We start from the raw sequence: 15,571 nt of genomic DNA on the forward strand, positions 1-15,571 counted from the left end.
AACGCACCCCCGTCCCCAGCCATTGAAATGACATATGCAATATGAAGGAAAAGCAATGAGCAAGGTACTCATCCTCGCGACAGACGGGTTCGAACAGTCCGAACTGATGAAGCCTAAGGCCAACCTCGAGGACGCCGGAATCCAGACCGAGATCGTCAGCCTTGAGAAAGGCGAGATCAAGGGCTGGAAGGACAAGAACTGGGGCGACAGCGTCAAAGTCGACAAGACGGTCGACGAGATTGCCAGCTGCGAAGGCTATGACGCGTTGCTGCTGCCCGGCGGCCAGATGAACCCTGACATTTTGCGCATGAACGATCAGGCGGTGAAGATCGTGAAGATGTTCGCCAAGACGAACAAGCCGATTGCGGCGATCTGCCATGCTCCGTGGCTATTGGCCGAAGCGGGCCTCATCCAGGGCAAGACCGTGACCAGCTGGCCCTCGATCCGGACCGATCTCGAAAATGCCGGTGCCAAGGTCGTCGATCAGGAAGTCGTGGCGGACGGCAATCTCATCACCAGCCGCAAGCCCGAGGATATTCCCGCCTTTTCGAAGGCGCTGATCGACGCGGTCGGCGCGAAAGCGAACAAGAGCGAAATGGCGACCGCCTGACCGCCCATTCACATATCTGAAAAAACCCCGTCCTTACCGGCGGGGTTTTTGCTGTTGCTACCAACCTGCTGTGTCGAGCATATGCTATTCTTCAACGTCTTACCGAATTGGAGAACAGCTAACGCGCGCGCATGTCGTAGCTGTCCGCGGGGATCGTCAGAGCCAGCCCGTCATGCTCCTCGCCAAGGACGATCTGGCAGGACAGCCGGCTGGTCCTCCGCACCCCGGCGGCAAGGTCGAGCATGTCTTCCTCCTCGTCGCTTGCCGGGGGGAGACGTTCGAACCACTCCGGCGCGATGATCACATGGCAGGTGGAACAGGCCATCTGCCCCTCGCACGTCCCTTCCAAAGCCATGCCGGCGCGCTGGCCGGCGCGAAGAAGGGTCTCGCCCGGCTCTCCTTCGGCCTCGACCTCGTCGCCGCGCGCGGTCGTGAAATGCAGCCTCATACCCCTTGCGCCTCCGCGCCTTCGTTGAGCAGGCGGGCCGCCTCCTCGATCTGTACCATCGTGGTATAGCGGCCGAAGCCGAGACGGATCGAGTTCTTGGCCTCGCGCGTGGTGAGCCCGATGGCTGCCAGCACATGGCTGGTCCGGCCCGAGCCGCTGGCACAGGCGCTGCCGGCAGAGAACATCACCTCCCGGCAATCGTTCATAAGGCGGTTCACGTCGAGCCCTTCACGGCGCAGGTTCAGATTGCCATGCCAGCGGTCCATCTCGCTGCCGTTCAGGTCCCAATCCGCCATGAGGCGGCGCGCCGCCTTCCACAGCCGTTCGACATGCGCACGGTCGTCGTCCATCCGCTGCGCCGCCACGGCCGCCGCAGCGCCCATTCCTGCAACAAGCGCCGGGCTGAGGGTACCCGACCGGATGCCGGCCTCTTGTCCACCCCCGGTCATCTGCGCCGTCAGTTTGACGCCGTCCCTGATCCACAAGGCGCCGACGCCTTTCGGACCATGGAATTTGTGGGCACTGATCGTGATAAGGTCCGCGTCGGCGAGCAGCAGTTTGCCATAGGCCTGCACCGCATCGCAGAGATACAGGGCCCCTGCATCCTGCGCCCGCCCATGCCACCGGCCGGCGGGCTGGATCGTGCCGATCTCGTTGTTGACCTGCATCACGCAGATCAGCCGCGTATCCGCGGGCAAGGCCTGGTCGGGATCGCAGACACCCTTACCGTCGACTTTCAGCCGATGGCACGGTCCGATCGCGCCGGCCGTATCGAGCACCGCGGCGTGTTCGATCGCAGATACTGCGACCGTCCCGCCCGCCCCGCTGCCGCGGATTGCGAGGTTGATCGCCTCGGTCGCGCTGCCGGTGAAGACGATGCTTCCACCCGGCGGAAACAGCGCCGCCACCTGATCCCGTGCGACCTCGATTGCAGCCCGCGCCTGCCGCCCCATCCGATGCGGCGAATGTGGATTGCCGAAGCCGCCCCCGTCCGTCCCGTCGAGCCACTGCAGCATCGCCTCGCGCGCTTCGGGGGCCAAGGGGGTGGTTGCCTGATAGTCGAGATAGATCATCGCGACGCGTCCGGACGTTGCCGCGCGGCAAGGTCGAGCCAGACCTCGCAGAACCTCTCCACCTCTGCGCGGGTGGTGTTCCACCCGATGCTGACGCGGATGGTGTTCGCAGCAATTTCAGGCGGCACTTGCATTGCTTCGAGGACGCGGCTGGTCTTCATCTTGCCGCTCGAACAGGCGCTGCCCTGGCTGACCGCGATACCGGCCATATCGAAGCGCATGACCTGGGCGCTGGCACTCATGTTCGGCATCGACAGCGCCTTCACATAGGGGGACGGCGCAGCCAACCGGTCGGACAACCACATCCCGCCCACGGCACGGCAGGCCTCGGCGAGTTCGTCGAACGGCGTGAGGACGTCATGGGGGACATATGGGTCGCCGCACTTATCGAGCGCCGCCGCCATGCCCAGTATGCCGGGCAGGTTTTCCGTGCCTCGGCGATAGCCCCGTTCCTGACCTCCGGCAGGCTCCAGCATCGCGTAATCACGCACCAGCAGCGCGCCGATCCCGATCGGGCCGCCAAACTTGTGCGCCGATACAAGTGCGATGTCGCACGGCGGCAAGGCCAGCTTGCCGGCGCTTTGCGCGCAATCGGCAAGCAGCGTCCCACCCGCCTCCTCGACGATGGATGCGATCAGATGCAGGGGCTGGACGGCCCCGGTTTCGGAATTGAGATGCTGCACCGCCACGACCGGCCGTTCACGGTCGAGGGTTTGCGGCAAGGCATCGAGATCGAGCGCGCCGTCATGACCGACGAACAGGCGTTCCGCGTCGGGGGCGGCCTGCAGGATGCAATCATGTTCGACGATGCTGACCAGCCGGGCGCCGCCTTTCGCGCGGGCCAGGCCCAGCGCCGCCGCCTCGCTCGCCCCGCTGGTGAAGATCACCTCTCCCGGCCAGCCGAGCGCGGCCTTCACCCGGTCCCGTGCGTCCTCCAGCGCCGCCCGCGCCTTGCGCCCTTCGGCATGTGGGCTCGACGGATTGGCCCATAGCCGGAAGCCGGCCTCCATCGCGGCCCGTGCTTCGGGACGCAGCGGCGAGGTGGCAGCATGATCGAGGTAGATGCGGTCGACGATGACAAAGCTCGAAACGATTGCGATTTTCGCGCGGAACCCTATATAGCGCGCCACTCCGCGCAAGCCCTTCGGGCGGTGCGTTTCCAACTTTTCCGACAGGGTGTTTCCCCATGCCGACCGTGATCTTTCCCGGCCCTGAAGGTCGCCTCGAAGGCCGCTTCTCGCCCGCTCCACGCCCGCGCGCGCCTGTGGCGATGATCCTTCATCCGCATCCGCAGGGCGGGGGCACGATGAACGAGCAAATCACGCAGAAGCTGTACAAGAACTTCGTCGATCGCGGCTTTGCGACCTTGCGGTTCAATTTCCGCGGTGTCGGCCGCAGCCAGGGCAGCTTCGACAATGGCGTCGGCGAATTGTCGGATGCCGCAAGCGCGCTCGACTGGGTGCAGCAGATCCATCCCGAAGCACAGGTGACCTGGGTCGCCGGGGTCAGTTTCGGCGCCCTCATCGGCATGCAGCTCCTCATGCGGCGCCCCGAGATTCGCGGATTCCTGTCGATCGGGGCACCGGCGAGCATGTACGATTTCTCGTTTCTGGCCCCATGTCCGGCTAGCGGGATCTTCATTCACGGCGCGCAGGACACCGTGGTGCAGCCCAATTCGGTCCAGAAGCTGGTCGACAAGCTGCGCACGCAAAAGCACATCACCATCCACCATGAAGAAATTCCGCGCGCCAATCACTTCTTCGAGAACGAGCAGACCGAGCTGATGGCGGCGGTGGACAATTACCTCAATTTCCGCCTTTCGCCGGACTGCCCGATAACCTGACCCTCACGCCTGGCTCCGACGCCGCAGCGCGAACACTAGACGCTTGCCGATGGCTAGTTATGTTGTATCATACACGATACAACATAACAGCAGAGAGGAGTCGGCTGATGTCGTACGTAACGCAAACATCGCGTCCCTCGCCGGGTTCGCTGGCGGCGGTGATCGGGGTTCATGCCGCGATCGGACTGGCGCTGGTCGCCGGGTTGACCGTATCGGGCGTGATCAAGGCAGACGAGAAAACCCTGCCGGTTATCGAGTTCAGGACGCCCGTACCTCCGCCGCCGCCGGAACCGACGCCCACGCCGCGGACTTCCGAGACGCAGCCGCAGACGAGCCAACCCCGCCATGTTCCGCCGACCGCGGTGGAGTTGGCGACAACGCCCCTTTCCGGACCAACCACAAACCTTATCCTCCCTCCGGCGCCCCTGCCCCAACCCGGACCGGTGGCGGACCCCCTGCCGCCGCCCGCCCCGTTGCCCTCGGCAACGGCGACCGGGTTCGCTCCGGTAGGTGCCAAACCGCGCAACGATCCCGCCCGCTGGCTTCGCGACGACGATTACCGTTCCTCGTGGATCAATCGCGAGTTGACCGGCACCGCCCGCTTCCGGCTGGATATCTCGCCTAGTGGTACGATCACCGGCTGCCGGGTCACGGGCAGCACCGGGCATGACGAGCTTGACCGGGCCACCTGTTCCCTTCTGCGCAATCGGGCGCGGTTCGAGCCGGCCCGCGGGCGAGAAGGCGAACCGGTTGCCGGGACCTATGATGGTGCGGTCCGCTGGGTGCTGCCGGAATAGGCGGTGCGCCGCCGGAAAGGTTCAGCTGGCGCCCTGTTCGACCTTGTCGAGCGGGGCGTCACCGGACGCATCCGGAACCGTCCAGATACCCACATTGACCAGCGCGATCACCGCCAGCAACAGCATCAGCAGCGCCTGTTTGCGGTTGCCTGTGCGTTGCCAAAGCATCAGCGCCCCCACGATCAGTACCAGAGCGGCGAGGACCATCAGCGAAAGAACAGTATCCATCACCCGCGGGCATACAGAGCGGCCGCGGCGGAGAAAAGGCGGAACGCGCCGCATGGCCTGCCGTTTGATAGCCGACCCCGCCGCCAATTTCATCGAGGCGGCCGAGAAGGAGGACCCAATGAATCTCTTCGGCAAGTTGAAAGACGCGATCTTCGGCAAGAAGGCCCATGCGCAGACTGCCCCGCAGGCGACCCCTTCGGCCACGCCGGCAGCACCGGGCAACGCCTGGGCCGCAGCCCCGGTGGTCGAGCAAAAGGCGGTCGATGTCGTGGATGTCGAGCAGAGCCTCGACGCGATGCCCGGTGCCGACAATCTGAACTGGCGCACCTCGATCGTCGATCTGATGAAGCTGGTCGGGATCGATTCCGATTTTGCATCGCGCAAGGAACTGGCGCAGGAACTCGGCCGCAGCGATTATGGCGGCAGCGCCGAAGACAATATCTGGCTGCATAAGCGGGTCATGAAGGAACTGGCCGCCAACGGCGGAAAGGTGCCGGCTGACCTGCGCGACTGATTGACACCGCCATAAGGGGTCCGCAACATCCCCTTATGGCTTCACATTTCAGCGAACTCACCCGCCGCCAAGCCCTCGCAGGGCTTGGCGGCACCGCTTTTCTGGCATTGACCGGATGCGCAACGAATGCGCGCTTCGCCGGTTTGGCGGATGCCGGTCCGCTCGATGCGGATACGTTGCTCGAACAGGTCGCCTACAATCTTCTCGAGCACGAGCCGGAACGGGCGACCGGTCTTGGCGTCGATAGCGGCGCCCATGCCTATCTGCGTACCCGGCTCGAAGATCAGGGGCCGGCGGGCCAGCAGGCCTACGCCGCTACTTTGAAGGACGATCTTGCCCGCGTCCGCGCGGTGACGAAGGTAGGCCTTTCGCCCGAGACAATGACCAGCCTCGAGGTGGTCGAAAGCGCCTACGATACCGCACTTGAAGGTTTCGCCCTGCCCTATGGCGACGTCGCGGTAGGAAGCTGGCGCAATGCCCCCTATGTCGTCATCCAGAACGTCGGCAGCTATCTCGACATGCCGCGATTCATGGACAGCGTGCACCCGGTGCGCAATGCCTCCGATGCCGACGCTTACATCGCCCGGCTGGCCCAGTTTCCCGCCGTGCTGGATGGCGAATTGCAGCGCATGAAGGACGCGCGCGCGCTGGGTGTGGTGCCGCCCCACTTCCTTCTCGATGCCGCGGAGAAGCAGCTCGCCCGCACGCAGGCTGAAGCCGCGCAAGGCACGCTGTTCACCGCGCAAATGCGGACCGCGCTTGATGCCGCCGGATTGCCCGCAAGCTATGCCGGCGGGGTCGAGCAGCTGGTCGAGGGTCCGATTGCCGCGGCATTGGGACGCCAGCTTGCCGAAATCCGCACCGCAAGGGCGGTGGCTCGCAACGATGCCGGCTTGTGGGCGCAGCCTCGCGGAGAGGAATGGTATCGCTGGGCACTGAAGGCCAGTACGACTACCGAACTCGATCCCGAAGCGGTCCATCGCCAAGGGCTGGCGGAACTCGACGATCTGCACCGGCGGATGGGCCCGATCCTGCGCGAGATCGGCTATATATCGGGGACGGTCGGCGAACGGATGCAGGCGCTCAGCCGCGATCCCCGGTACATGTTTGCCGAGGGCGATCCCGGCCGCGCAGAGATCATGGCTTTCATCAACGAACGGATCGCCTGGATCACGGCGCAGATGCCGCGGGCGTTCAACACGCTGATGGATCCGAATCTCGAATTGCGCCGCCTGCCCCTGGCCGAAGAACCCGGCGCGCCGGGTGCCTATGGCGGTGCGGGCAGCAAGGACGGCACGATCCCCGGGCGCATGTGGATCAACCTGCGGACAACCGATCTGCACCGGAAATACGACCTCGCCGACCTCACTTATCACGAGACCATTCCCGGCCATGTGTGGGAAGGCGAATATTCGAACCGCCTGCCGCTGATCCGGTCGATCCTCGCCTTCAATGCGTTCAGCGAAGGCTGGGCGCTGTATGCCGAACAGCTCGCGGACGAGCTGGGTGCCTATGACGAGTTCAAGGTCGGCCGGCTCGGGTATCTGCAGAGCCTGGCTTTCCGTGCCTGCCGGATGGTGGTCGACACCGGCTTGCACCACAAGCGCTGGACCCGCGAACAGGCGCGGCAATTCTTCGTGGAACGCAACGGCTCGAAATACGAAGAAGTGGTCTCCGAAGTCGACCGCTATTGCAGCTGGCCGGGGCAGGCCTGCGGCTACAAGCTGGGCCATAGCGAAATTCGGCGCCAGCGCACCCGCGCAGAGACCGCGCTAGGTTCGCAGTACAGTTTCGCGGCGTTCAACGATGCGGTGGTTCTGGGCGGAAATGTCCCGCTCGACGTGCTCGAGCAAAACGTTTCGCGTCACATTGCAGGCCGGCAGGGTTCGGTTCGACCAGCCGCCTAAAACGCCATTTACTCTTTCAAGGTAATGCTTAGTCTCGCCAGACGCACAAGGGGGTTCGCATGTTCAAGGGTATTCTGGCAGCGCTTGCTGTGACGATGGTCGCCGTGCCGGCCAAGGCGGACTGGTATGAGGCGTCCAGCGATCATTTCGTCGTCTATGCCGACGATAAAGAGGACGATATCCGCGAGTTCGTCGGCAATCTCGAGAAGTTTCACTGGGCGATGGAATTCGTCACCCGGCGCAGCGTTCCCAAGCCGAGCGATTCGAACCGCGTAACGATCTTCGTCGTCGGTTCCGAAAGCAAGATGCGCCAGCTTGCCGGCAGCAGGAGCGTGGCGGGCTTCTACATCCCGCGTGCCGGTGCCTCGCGCGCATTTGTTCAGGACATTCGTGATGGCAGCGGGGGCTACCCGCATTTCAGCACCACCGTGCTTTTGCATGAATACGCCCACCATTTCCTGATCTCCGGTTCACGCTTCGCCATGCCGACCTGGCTCAGCGAAGGTGCGGCAGAGTTCTTCGCCTCGGCGTTCTTTGCCAAGGATGGCTCGGTTTCGATCGGCCGCCCTGCCCTCCACCGCAAGAACGACTTCGCCTATTCCGAGCGGGTCAGCATCGAGGCTCTGTTCGATCCGGAAATTTACGAGAAAGAGCGCGGCATCCTCTACGACCAGTTCTATGCGCGTAGCTGGCTGCTGTACCATTACCTGACCTTTGCCGAGGAACGCCGCGGTCAACTGGCGCAATATTGGGAAAAGGTACGCACGGGGGTCCCGTCGCTACAGGCCGGGACGGAGGCTTTTGGCGATCTGCGCAAGCTCGACCGCGACTTGCGCCGTTATCTCCAGAAACGTCGGCTGCTGGGCTTCGATCTCAAGCCCGATGCCACAAGGGACGACAACATCACCTTGCGCCGCCTGCCGGCTGGCGAGGCGGCGGCGATGAACTTGCGCATCGTTTCACAGCGCGGGGTGTCGAAGGAAGAAGCGGCCAAGCTGGTCGAGGATGCGCGCGAGCTCGCGGCCCGTTATCCGGGCGATCCCGGTGTTCTGGCCGCCCTTGCCGAAGCCGAGTTCGACGCCGGGAACGACGATCGGGCCATTCAGGCGGCCGATCAGGCACTGGCGCTCGATCCTCGTCAGAAGAACGCCCTCGTGCAGAAGGGGTTTGCCCTGTTCCGCAAGGCCGAGGATGCCGACAACAAGGCGTCGGCCTACAACGCTGCGATGGCACCCTTCTCGGCGCTCAACGCGCTTGAAACCGACCATCCCTTGCCGCTGATCTATCTGTACCGCAGCCAAATCAAGCGAGGGGTAAGGCCCAGCGAGACTGCCCGTCATGCGCTGGAACGCGCATCGCAGCTCGCGCCGTTCGATCGCGCGCTGACACTGAATACGGCCCTGATGCTGGCGGAGGAAGGCAAGATCGCGTTGGCGCGGACGCAGCTCGAGCCGCTGATGGCGGACCCGCATTACAAGAAGCTGGCGGAAACGGCGCGTGGTCATCACGAGCAACTGGCCACGGTCGCCGAAGGAACGTCGTGGACGCCGGGCAGATCGCTGGACTGGGAAGACCAGCAGGAAGCCGATGACGACGAGGAAAAGGAGGGAGAGGACTGAGCTTTTGGCCCAGTCCCCTGCCATTCTTACCGCCGGGCCATACCGCTGACGACCTGCCCGAGGATACCGCCGAGCGCGCCACCCAGCATTCCGCCACCGGCGTTGCCACCCAGACTGCCACCGAGGCCGCCTCCCGCCCCGGCGGCACCGGTGCCCGCGCCGCGGTTCTGGTTCATCATGTAGCCGACGACGGCCATCGCGAGGATCGGCAGCATCTTCTTGAGCAGGTCGGGCGCAATGCCCGTCGAACCGGCGACTTCTTCGGCGACGCCGCGGCTCACGTCCTTGCTGCCGAAGATCTGCCCGAGGATGTCGTTGCCGGGCTGCGGCGGTGTCGGACCCTGTCCGAGCACCTGATCGAGCAGGCCGCCGCCCGCTCCGCCACCGAGCGCCCCGCCGAGAATGCTGCCGAGACCGCCAAGACCGCCGCCGGCCGCCGAGGTGGTCTGCCGGCCCATTCCGGCGACGATCGCGGGAAGCAGGGCGCCAGCCGCGGTACGTGCGGTCCCTTCATCGACATTGAGTTCACGCGCCATCGAACCGATGACGCCGCTTTGCTGGAGTATCTGGCTGAGGTTCATCGATCGTCGCCCGATCAGTTCTTGCCGAAAAGACGGCTGGCGTGGTCAGCAAGATCGTCGAGCGGATTGCCGTCATGATCGGCATCGAGCATCTGCGAGAAACGAGCAAGCGAGCTTTCGCCGCCGATATGTTCGACGATCTGGCTCAGCGTGCCGCGATCCATTCCCGTGCGGGCAGCGGCGAGATCGACCGTATCGCCGTCCTGGTTATGCGCTTCGCCAAGAGCCGCGATCGCACGTTCGGCATCGGCCGGATCAATTCCCAGCTTGTCTGCCAGGTTATTGACCGTCGGATGATTGTGCGCCGCGCCGAGAATTTTGTCGAAGATGGCCATGACCGAAGGGTTCCTTGTTCGCTGGAAGGGGTTCGGTCTCCTAACGTACAAGCCCCCGGTCCGGTTTCCCGGCCGGGGGCTCTCCTCTCCAGCTCGTTGTCCGCCGCGGCGGACGAGTTCAGGCGGCTTCGGGGGCCGCGTCCCGCACACCCTGGTCGACATGCGGGGCAAAAAGTTCGAAATTGTCGGTGAACAGGGTCACCAGCTTGCGCGCGGTCGCGTCGTATTCCTCTCCATCGGCCCACGTCGAGCGCGGGTCGAGGATCGCGCTGTCGACCCCCTGCACCGCGACGGGAACTTCGAAACCGAAATGCGGATCCTTGCGGAACTCGGCGCTGTTGAGCGAACCGTCGAGCGCGGCATTGAGCAGCGCGCGGGTGGCCTTAATCGGCATCCGGTGGCCGACGCCGTATTTGCCGCCCGTCCACCCGGTGTTGACCAGCCAGCACTGTGCCCCGCCTTCGGCGATGCGCTTCTTAAGAAGGTTGCCGTAGACGCTGGGATGACGCGGCATGAACGGCGCACCGAAACAGGTGCTGAAGGTTGCCTGGGGTTCGGTCACGCCGATTTCGGTGCCCGCAACCTTGGCAGTGTACCCCGAGAGGAAGTGATACATCGCCTGATCCGGCGTGAGCCGCGCGATCGGCGGGAGGACGCCGAACGCGTCCGCCGTCAGCATGATGACGTTGGAGGGCGGCGGCCCCATGTTTTCCTTGGAGGTATTGGGGATCGAGTGCAGCGGATAGGCGCCGCGGGTGTTTTCCGCGAGGCTGCTGTCATCGAGGTCGATCTCGCCGTTCTCGTCCATCACGACGTTTTCGAGGATCGTGTCCTTCATCCGCGTGGTGGCGAAGATTTCCGGCTCGGCTTCCGGATCGAGGCGGATCATCTTGGCATAGCAGCCGCCCTCGAAATTGAAGACCGCGGTATCCGACCAGCCATGCTCGTCATCGCCGATCAGCGTGCGGCTCGCATCTGCCGAAAGCGTGGTCTTGCCGGTACCGGACAGGCCGAAGAACACCGCGCTCTTCCCGTCGGGGCCGACATTGGCCGAACAATGCATCGGCATCACGCCCTGGGCGGGAAGCAGATAATTGAGAATGCCGAAGACACTCTTCTTCATCTCCCCGGCATAGCGGGTGCCGCCGATCAGGATCAGCTTTTCAGTGAGATTGACGGCGATCACCGTCTCGCTGCGGCAGCCGTGACGCGCCGGGTCCGCTACGAAGCTCGGCAGGTCGATGATCGTGTATTCGGGCACGAAACCGACAAGTTCGTCCGCAGTCGGCCGGACCAGCAGCGTGCGGATGAACTGGTTGTGCCATGCCAGCTCGTTGATGACGCGAACGTTGACCCGGTATTCCGGCTGCGACCCGCCGAACAGATCGGCGACGTAAAGGTCCGTCTTCTGGCCAAGTGCGGCAAGAAAGTCCGCCTTGAGCGCGTCGAAATGGGCTGAAGTCATCGAGGCGTTGTTGTCCCACCACACCGTGTCTTCGGTGCCGGCATCGCGGACGATAAACTTGTCCTTTGCGCTGCGGCCGGTGTGCTGACCGGTTTCCACCACCAACGGCCCATGCTTGGCGCGGCGCCCCTCGCCATTGGCCAGCGCGGCCTGCGTCAGATCCTCGAAGCCAAGGTTGGCATGAATGGTCGCGCCGGTGGAGATGCCCTGATCGGCCAGCGAATGGGAGAGAGGGACGGTCAACTGTATTCTCCGCGTGGAGTTTTGGGGACGAACTGGCGACAGCCAACATGGCGCATACGAATGCGCACGGCTTTGTCTCCCGATAGCGCCGGCGGTCGGCGCCGTCAAACCGCGGCAACGGCCTCGCCCGCGGCGAGACAGGCTCGATTGTTTTGCCCCGTGTAACCGGCTATCCGCGCACGGGATGGATACCGCCGCCCCCGAAAGTGCCGCCCATTCGCAGGACCGCACCGTCATCGCTCTGGTCGACGATGATCGCAACATCCTGACCACCGTGTCGATCGCGCTGCAGGCGGAAGGATTCGCAACCCGCGTCTATTCGGATGGGGAAGCAGCTCTCACCGCCCTGCTGCAAAATCCGCCCGACCTGGCGATCTTCGACATCAAGATGCCCAAGATGGACGGGATGGAATTGCTGCGAAGGTTTCGCGAGCATTCCAGCCTGCCGGTGATCTTCCTTACCAGCAAGGATGACGAGGAGGACGAGGAAGCCGGGTTCGAAATGGGGGCGGACGATTACGTCGCCAAGCCCTTCAGCCTGCGGCTTCTTCTCGCGCGGATCCGCGCGGTCCTGCGGCGCAGCGCGGCGCGCCGGCCGCAGGGTCCGGGCGAACTGACGCTGGACGACGAGATTTCCGGCGAAGTGATCGAGCGCGGCCGGCTGCAGATGGACCCGGCGCGCCATCACGTCACCTGGGAGGGGCGCCCCATCTCCCTGACGGTGACGGAGTTCCTGCTGCTCGAGGCGCTGGCCATGCATCCCGGCGTCATCAAGAGCCGCAATCAATTGATGGATGCCGCCTACCCCGACGATGTCTTCGTCGACGATCGCACGGTTGACAGCCATATCAAGCGGATGCGGCGCAAGTTCCGGGCAGTCGATCCGACCTTCTCGGCCATCGAAACCCTCTACGGAGCCGGCTACAGCTTTACCGATGGTTGACGACGCCGACGTTTCCCCAGCCGACGCGGCGCCGGACCGGCGTCCGCGGTCCAACCGGCTGTCGCTGACCGGGCGAATCCTGCTGGTCAATGTCGTGCCGCTGGTGTTGCTTGGCGGCGGGGTCATCTACCTCGACAGTTATCGCAAGCAGCTGCTCGGCGAACGCTTCAAGCTGGCGCTGGTCGAGGCGCAGATCACCGCCGAGGCGCTTGCCGGGGCCACCCCCCAAAGACAGGAGGCGCTGCTGATCCAGATCGGCAAGGAACAACGCCTTCGGCTGCGGGTCTACTCGCCCGACGGCAAGCTCGAGGCGGACAGTTTCGAACTGGCGGCACCGAGCTTCACTCTGGCCCGCCGGGCCGAGGTCGACCAGTCGGACTTTGCTCTGCGGCTCGATCGATGGTTCGACCGGGTCGTCGGCGCGCCGGCGCTGCCCGACTATGTCGAGCCCGAAACCGACGATGTCGCCGACTGGCCCGAATTGACGCGCGCGCGCGAAGAGAGCCTGACTCAGATCGTTCTACGCGATGCGCCCGATGGCACGCATGTGATCAACGCCGCCGCCCCGGTCGGCCTAGATGGCGATACCCTGCTGGTAACCCGCAATCCGGTCGACATTACGCAACGCGTGCGGGCAGCCCGCACCACCGTCGCCTTCGTGGCGCTGCTGGCGCTGTTGGTATCGATCCTCCTGTCGCTGTTTCTCGCCCGTACGATCGTCAGGCCGCTCCGCCAGCTGGTCGAGGCGACGGCGCGGGTGCGCCAGGGGCGCGAGCGGCGGGTCGAGGTACCGCGCCTTCCCGAACGGCGCGACGAGATCGGCATGCTGGCCCGCGCCGTTTCCGACATGACGGCGGCTTTGCGCAACCGGATCGATGCGGTCGAAAGCTTCGCCGCCGATGTCGCGCACGAGATCAAGAACCCGCTCGCCTCGCTGCGCAGCGCGACGGAATCGCTCGGCAAGGTCAGCGATCCCGCCTTGCGCGAGCAGTTGCTCGACATCGCGATCCATGACGTTCGCCGGATCGATCGGCTGGTCACGGAAATATCCGATGCCAGCCGCATCGATGCCGAAATCTCGCGATCGGAATTCGAGCGGCTGGACCTGGAACAGCTGGTTCGCAACGTCATTGCCAGCCGGGAGGAGCGCGGGGAAAACGATGGCCGTACGGTATCTTTGGCGATGGACCCTGCAGGGCCGTACATGGTCATGGGCGTGGGCATGCGGCTGGAACGGGTGCTTCAGAACCTGCTCGACAATGCGGTCTCATTCTCCCCTGCTGCCGGAAAAATCCTCGTCACGCTGAAGCGACGCGAAGCGCAGGTCGTCCTTTCGGTATGTGACGAAGGACCCGGCATCCCGCCCGAAAAGCGCGAGAAGGTCTTCCTGCGGTTTCATTCGGACCGGCCCGAGGGAGAGGATTTCGGCAACCATTCGGGCCTCGGCCTCGCCATCGCCCGCGCCATCGCCGAGGCCCACGAAGGCACGTTGACCGCCAGGGGCCGCGGCGATGGCACGCCGGGGGCATGTCTGTCGCTTGCCTTGCCTGCCGCCCAATGACGACGACCGTGATCCCGAACCTCACCGCCGTCGCGATCGGGGGCCGGGCCTTGCTGATCGGCGGCCCGCCCGGCAGCGGCAAGACCTCGCTGGCGCTGTCGTTAATCGACCGGGGGGCCGTGCTTATCGGCGATGACGGCATCATCCTGGCCCGGTACGGCGGCGTCATGATGGCCGAGCCCGTACCTGCCACCCGCGGCCTTATCGAAGTGCGCAATGTGGGGCTCGTGGAACTCCCCTGTACCAGCGCCCCGGCTGCGCTGCACCTGCATCTCGCTGGCGATGCGCCGCGGTTCATCGATGCTGCGGGCACGTATGACGGCGGCGAAATGGCGGTCCCGAGTATCGCCTTTGCCCCCGGTGATGCGGTACAGGCCTTGCGCGCCGAATACGCGTTGCAGATCTACGGAGCAGGCCCATCCGCCCAGGAACCGATGATCCCGGACAGCACACGATGACGGACCCTGCCGCGCCCCCTTCGCCTGACCATCAGAGCCTGCTGATGGTGACCGGGCTTTCCGGCGCCGGCAAGTCGACCGCGCTGCAGGTGCTGGAAGACCTCGGCTGGGAAACCATCGACAACTTTCCGGTTCGCCTGCTCGCGCGCCTGGTCCGAAGTGGCGACGGTACCCGCCTTGCCGTGGGCTTCGATACGCGCACCCGCGGGTTCGAGCCGGACAAGATCATCGCCCTCGCCCGCGATATCGAGGCGCGCAATATCGATGTCGCGGCCCTGTTCCTCGACGCCTCCACGCTCGAGATAGAGCGGCGGTATAACGAAACCCGGCGGCCGCACCCGATGGCACGCGGGCGACCGATTGCCGAAGGGATCGCCGCCGATCGCGAGATGCTGGCGCCGCTGCGCCGATGGGCCGATACCATCATCGATACGACCGCCCTGTCGGTCGCCGAACTTCAGCAGACGATGCGCGAACGCTTTGCCGGGCGAACTGGCGACGAGCTTACCATCACGATCACCAGTTTCGGTTTTGCCCGCGGCATGCCGCCGCTGGCCGATCTGGTGTTCGACATGCGCTTTCTCGACAATCCCCACTGGTATCCGGGCCTGCGCGAACAGACCGGGCTCGACCCGGCGGTGGAGGAGCATATCGCGCGCGACCCCGCGTTCGCCCCTTCGTTCGGACGCATTACGGATCTGCTGCTCGACCTGCTGCCCCGATACCGGGCACAAGGGCGCAGCTATCTCAACATCGCGTTCGGCTGTACCGGGGGGAGACACCGCTCGGTCTACAGCGCCGAGCGTGCCGCCGAGGTCTTGCGCGGCGCCGGATTTTCGCCCACCATACAACACCGAAACCTGGGAAGCCGGCCCGCCGACCCGCTCGAACGCCGATGACTTTCCGCCACTCTCGCGGTCGACGACCGGGGCCCTTGTTCAGGGGC

Annotated in this window: 17 protein-coding genes; 10 read left to right on the top strand and 7 right to left on the bottom strand. The window is 64.7% G+C overall.

The genetic code is table 11. The features are described from left to right. The first annotated feature begins 55 nt into the window (after positions 1 to 55). Positions 56 to 610: a type 1 glutamine amidotransferase domain-containing protein gene (locus tag ACHFFA_RS05685; protein WP_394269874.1), complete on the top strand. Its 555-nt coding sequence runs from the start codon at positions 56 to 58 to the stop codon at positions 608 to 610. Between the two features lie 118 nt (positions 611 to 728). On the opposite strand, the gene ACHFFA_RS05690 is transcribed toward ACHFFA_RS05685, so the two are convergent. The 3 genes from ACHFFA_RS05690 to ACHFFA_RS05700 are packed head-to-tail and all read right to left on the bottom strand — an operon-like array spanning position 729 to position 3,261. Beyond that, positions 729 to 1,058 carry a 2Fe-2S iron-sulfur cluster-binding protein gene (locus ACHFFA_RS05690; RefSeq protein WP_394269875.1) on the bottom strand — a complete coding sequence of 110 codons (330 nt, stop codon included), beginning with the start codon at positions 1,056 to 1,058 and terminating at the stop codon, positions 729 to 731. After that, entirely contained in the window at positions 1,055 to 2,131 is a 1,077-nt protein-coding gene (locus tag ACHFFA_RS05695) for a cysteine desulfurase family protein (RefSeq protein ID WP_394269876.1), read from the bottom strand. The genes ACHFFA_RS05690 and ACHFFA_RS05695 overlap by 4 nt, the downstream gene beginning before the upstream one ends. Continuing rightward, positions 2,128 to 3,261 (bottom strand): cysteine desulfurase family protein, encoded by a 1,134-nt coding sequence (locus tag ACHFFA_RS05700; RefSeq protein ID WP_394269877.1) that lies wholly within the window; start codon positions 3,259 to 3,261, stop codon positions 2,128 to 2,130. Before ACHFFA_RS05700 ends, ACHFFA_RS05695 begins: the two co-directional genes overlap by 4 nt. A 56-nt stretch (positions 3,262 to 3,317) precedes the next feature. Here ACHFFA_RS05700 and ACHFFA_RS05705 point away from each other — a divergent pair, with 56 nt between their 5' ends. Both ACHFFA_RS05705 and ACHFFA_RS05710 read left to right on the top strand, forming a co-directional pair. Next, a complete protein-coding gene (locus ACHFFA_RS05705; RefSeq protein ID WP_394269878.1) occupies positions 3,318 to 3,974 on the top strand; it encodes an alpha/beta hydrolase in 657 nt (218 codons plus the stop codon). A 107-nt stretch (positions 3,975 to 4,081) separates the two neighbouring features. Continuing rightward, positions 4,082 to 4,771: an energy transducer TonB gene (locus ACHFFA_RS05710; RefSeq protein ID WP_394269879.1), complete on the top strand. Its 690-nt coding sequence runs from the start codon at positions 4,082 to 4,084 to the stop codon at positions 4,769 to 4,771. 21 nt (positions 4,772 to 4,792) lie between these two features. Here ACHFFA_RS05710 and ACHFFA_RS05715 read toward each other — a convergent pair whose 3' ends face one another. Continuing rightward, complete coding sequence (locus tag ACHFFA_RS05715) at positions 4,793 to 4,999, bottom strand: hypothetical protein (RefSeq protein ID WP_394269880.1); 207 nt, start codon at positions 4,997 to 4,999, stop codon at positions 4,793 to 4,795. 52 nt (positions 5,000 to 5,051) lie between these two features. Here ACHFFA_RS05715 and ACHFFA_RS05720 point away from each other — a divergent pair, with 52 nt between their 5' ends. From ACHFFA_RS05720 to ACHFFA_RS05730, 3 genes are read left to right on the top strand one after another with little or no spacing between them, the layout of a single operon-like run. Next, positions 5,052 to 5,513 (top strand): DUF3597 domain-containing protein, encoded by a 462-nt coding sequence (locus tag ACHFFA_RS05720; RefSeq protein WP_394269881.1) that lies wholly within the window; start codon positions 5,052 to 5,054, stop codon positions 5,511 to 5,513. A 35-nt stretch (positions 5,514 to 5,548) separates the two neighbouring features. Then, a complete protein-coding gene (locus tag ACHFFA_RS05725) occupies positions 5,549 to 7,420 on the top strand; it encodes a DUF885 domain-containing protein (protein WP_394269882.1) in 1,872 nt (623 codons plus the stop codon). A gap of 59 nt (positions 7,421 to 7,479) precedes the next feature. Continuing rightward, positions 7,480 to 9,039: a tetratricopeptide repeat protein gene (locus tag ACHFFA_RS05730; protein ID WP_394269883.1), complete on the top strand. Its 1,560-nt coding sequence runs from the start codon at positions 7,480 to 7,482 to the stop codon at positions 9,037 to 9,039. Positions 9,040 to 9,065: 26 nt separating this feature from the next. Here ACHFFA_RS05730 and ACHFFA_RS05735 read toward each other — a convergent pair whose 3' ends face one another. The 3 genes from ACHFFA_RS05735 to ACHFFA_RS05745 all read right to left on the bottom strand — a co-directional run bounded on the left by ACHFFA_RS05735 (position 9,066) and on the right by ACHFFA_RS05745 (position 11,663). Next, a complete protein-coding gene (locus ACHFFA_RS05735; protein ID WP_394269884.1) occupies positions 9,066 to 9,620 on the bottom strand; it encodes a DUF937 domain-containing protein in 555 nt (184 codons plus the stop codon). A gap of 14 nt (positions 9,621 to 9,634) precedes the next feature. Then, entirely contained in the window at positions 9,635 to 9,955 is a 321-nt protein-coding gene (locus tag ACHFFA_RS05740; protein WP_394269885.1) for a hypothetical protein, read from the bottom strand. A 118-nt stretch (positions 9,956 to 10,073) separates the two neighbouring features. Then, on the bottom strand, positions 10,074 to 11,663 hold the full coding sequence (locus ACHFFA_RS05745; protein ID WP_394269886.1) for a phosphoenolpyruvate carboxykinase: 1,590 nt from the start codon (positions 11,661 to 11,663) through the stop codon (positions 10,074 to 10,076). Positions 11,664 to 11,847: 184 nt separating this feature from the next. Between ACHFFA_RS05745 and ACHFFA_RS05750 the strand changes: the two genes are divergently transcribed. The 4 genes from ACHFFA_RS05750 to rapZ are packed head-to-tail and all read left to right on the top strand — an operon-like array spanning position 11,848 to position 15,524. Further along, on the top strand, positions 11,848 to 12,606 hold the full coding sequence (locus tag ACHFFA_RS05750) for a response regulator (protein ID WP_394269887.1): 759 nt from the start codon (positions 11,848 to 11,850) through the stop codon (positions 12,604 to 12,606). Then, positions 12,599 to 14,167 carry a stimulus-sensing domain-containing protein gene (locus ACHFFA_RS05755; RefSeq protein WP_394269888.1) on the top strand — a complete coding sequence of 523 codons (1,569 nt, stop codon included), beginning with the start codon at positions 12,599 to 12,601 and terminating at the stop codon, positions 14,165 to 14,167. Before ACHFFA_RS05750 ends, ACHFFA_RS05755 begins: the two co-directional genes overlap by 8 nt. Then, a complete protein-coding gene (locus tag ACHFFA_RS05760; RefSeq protein ID WP_394269889.1) occupies positions 14,164 to 14,625 on the top strand; it encodes an HPr kinase/phosphorylase in 462 nt (153 codons plus the stop codon). The genes ACHFFA_RS05755 and ACHFFA_RS05760 overlap by 4 nt, the downstream gene beginning before the upstream one ends. Beyond that, positions 14,622 to 15,524: an RNase adapter RapZ gene (rapZ, locus tag ACHFFA_RS05765; RefSeq protein ID WP_394269890.1), complete on the top strand. Its 903-nt coding sequence runs from the start codon at positions 14,622 to 14,624 to the stop codon at positions 15,522 to 15,524. Before ACHFFA_RS05760 ends, rapZ begins: the two co-directional genes overlap by 4 nt. The last annotated feature ends 47 nt before the right edge of the window (positions 15,525 to 15,571 follow it).

It is taken from the genome of Qipengyuania sp. (assembly GCF_043423005.1).
In the GTDB taxonomy this organism is placed as follows: domain Bacteria; phylum Pseudomonadota; class Alphaproteobacteria; order Sphingomonadales; family Sphingomonadaceae; genus Qipengyuania.

Excerpts from the sequence above, each read along its gene's own strand:
- rapZ (WP_394269890.1), top strand. The coding sequence starts at position 14,622 with ATGACGGACCCTGCCGCGCCCCCTTCGCCTGACCATCAGAGCCTGCTG.
- ACHFFA_RS05715 (WP_394269880.1), bottom strand. The coding sequence starts at position 4,999 with ATGGATACTGTTCTTTCGCTGATGGTCCTCGCCGCTCTGGTACTGATC.
- ACHFFA_RS05695 (WP_394269876.1), bottom strand. The coding sequence starts at position 2,131 with ATGATCTATCTCGACTATCAGGCAACCACCCCCTTGGCCCCCGAAGCG.
- ACHFFA_RS05730 (WP_394269883.1), top strand. The coding sequence starts at position 7,480 with ATGTTCAAGGGTATTCTGGCAGCGCTTGCTGTGACGATGGTCGCCGTG.
- ACHFFA_RS05740 (WP_394269885.1), bottom strand. The coding sequence starts at position 9,955 with ATGGCCATCTTCGACAAAATTCTCGGCGCGGCGCACAATCATCCGACG.
- ACHFFA_RS05720 (WP_394269881.1), top strand. The coding sequence starts at position 5,052 with ATGGCCTGCCGTTTGATAGCCGACCCCGCCGCCAATTTCATCGAGGCG.
- ACHFFA_RS05735 (WP_394269884.1), bottom strand. The coding sequence starts at position 9,620 with ATGAACCTCAGCCAGATACTCCAGCAAAGCGGCGTCATCGGTTCGATG.
- ACHFFA_RS05705 (WP_394269878.1), top strand. The coding sequence starts at position 3,318 with ATGCCGACCGTGATCTTTCCCGGCCCTGAAGGTCGCCTCGAAGGCCGC.
- ACHFFA_RS05710 (WP_394269879.1), top strand. The coding sequence starts at position 4,082 with ATGTCGTACGTAACGCAAACATCGCGTCCCTCGCCGGGTTCGCTGGCG.
- ACHFFA_RS05685 (WP_394269874.1), top strand. The coding sequence starts at position 56 with ATGAGCAAGGTACTCATCCTCGCGACAGACGGGTTCGAACAGTCCGAA.
- ACHFFA_RS05750 (WP_394269887.1), top strand. The coding sequence starts at position 11,848 with ATGGATACCGCCGCCCCCGAAAGTGCCGCCCATTCGCAGGACCGCACC.
- ACHFFA_RS05725 (WP_394269882.1), top strand. The coding sequence starts at position 5,549 with ATGGCTTCACATTTCAGCGAACTCACCCGCCGCCAAGCCCTCGCAGGG.
- ACHFFA_RS05760 (WP_394269889.1), top strand. The coding sequence starts at position 14,164 with ATGACGACGACCGTGATCCCGAACCTCACCGCCGTCGCGATCGGGGGC.
- ACHFFA_RS05755 (WP_394269888.1), top strand. The coding sequence starts at position 12,599 with ATGGTTGACGACGCCGACGTTTCCCCAGCCGACGCGGCGCCGGACCGG.
- ACHFFA_RS05690 (WP_394269875.1), bottom strand. The coding sequence starts at position 1,058 with ATGAGGCTGCATTTCACGACCGCGCGCGGCGACGAGGTCGAGGCCGAA.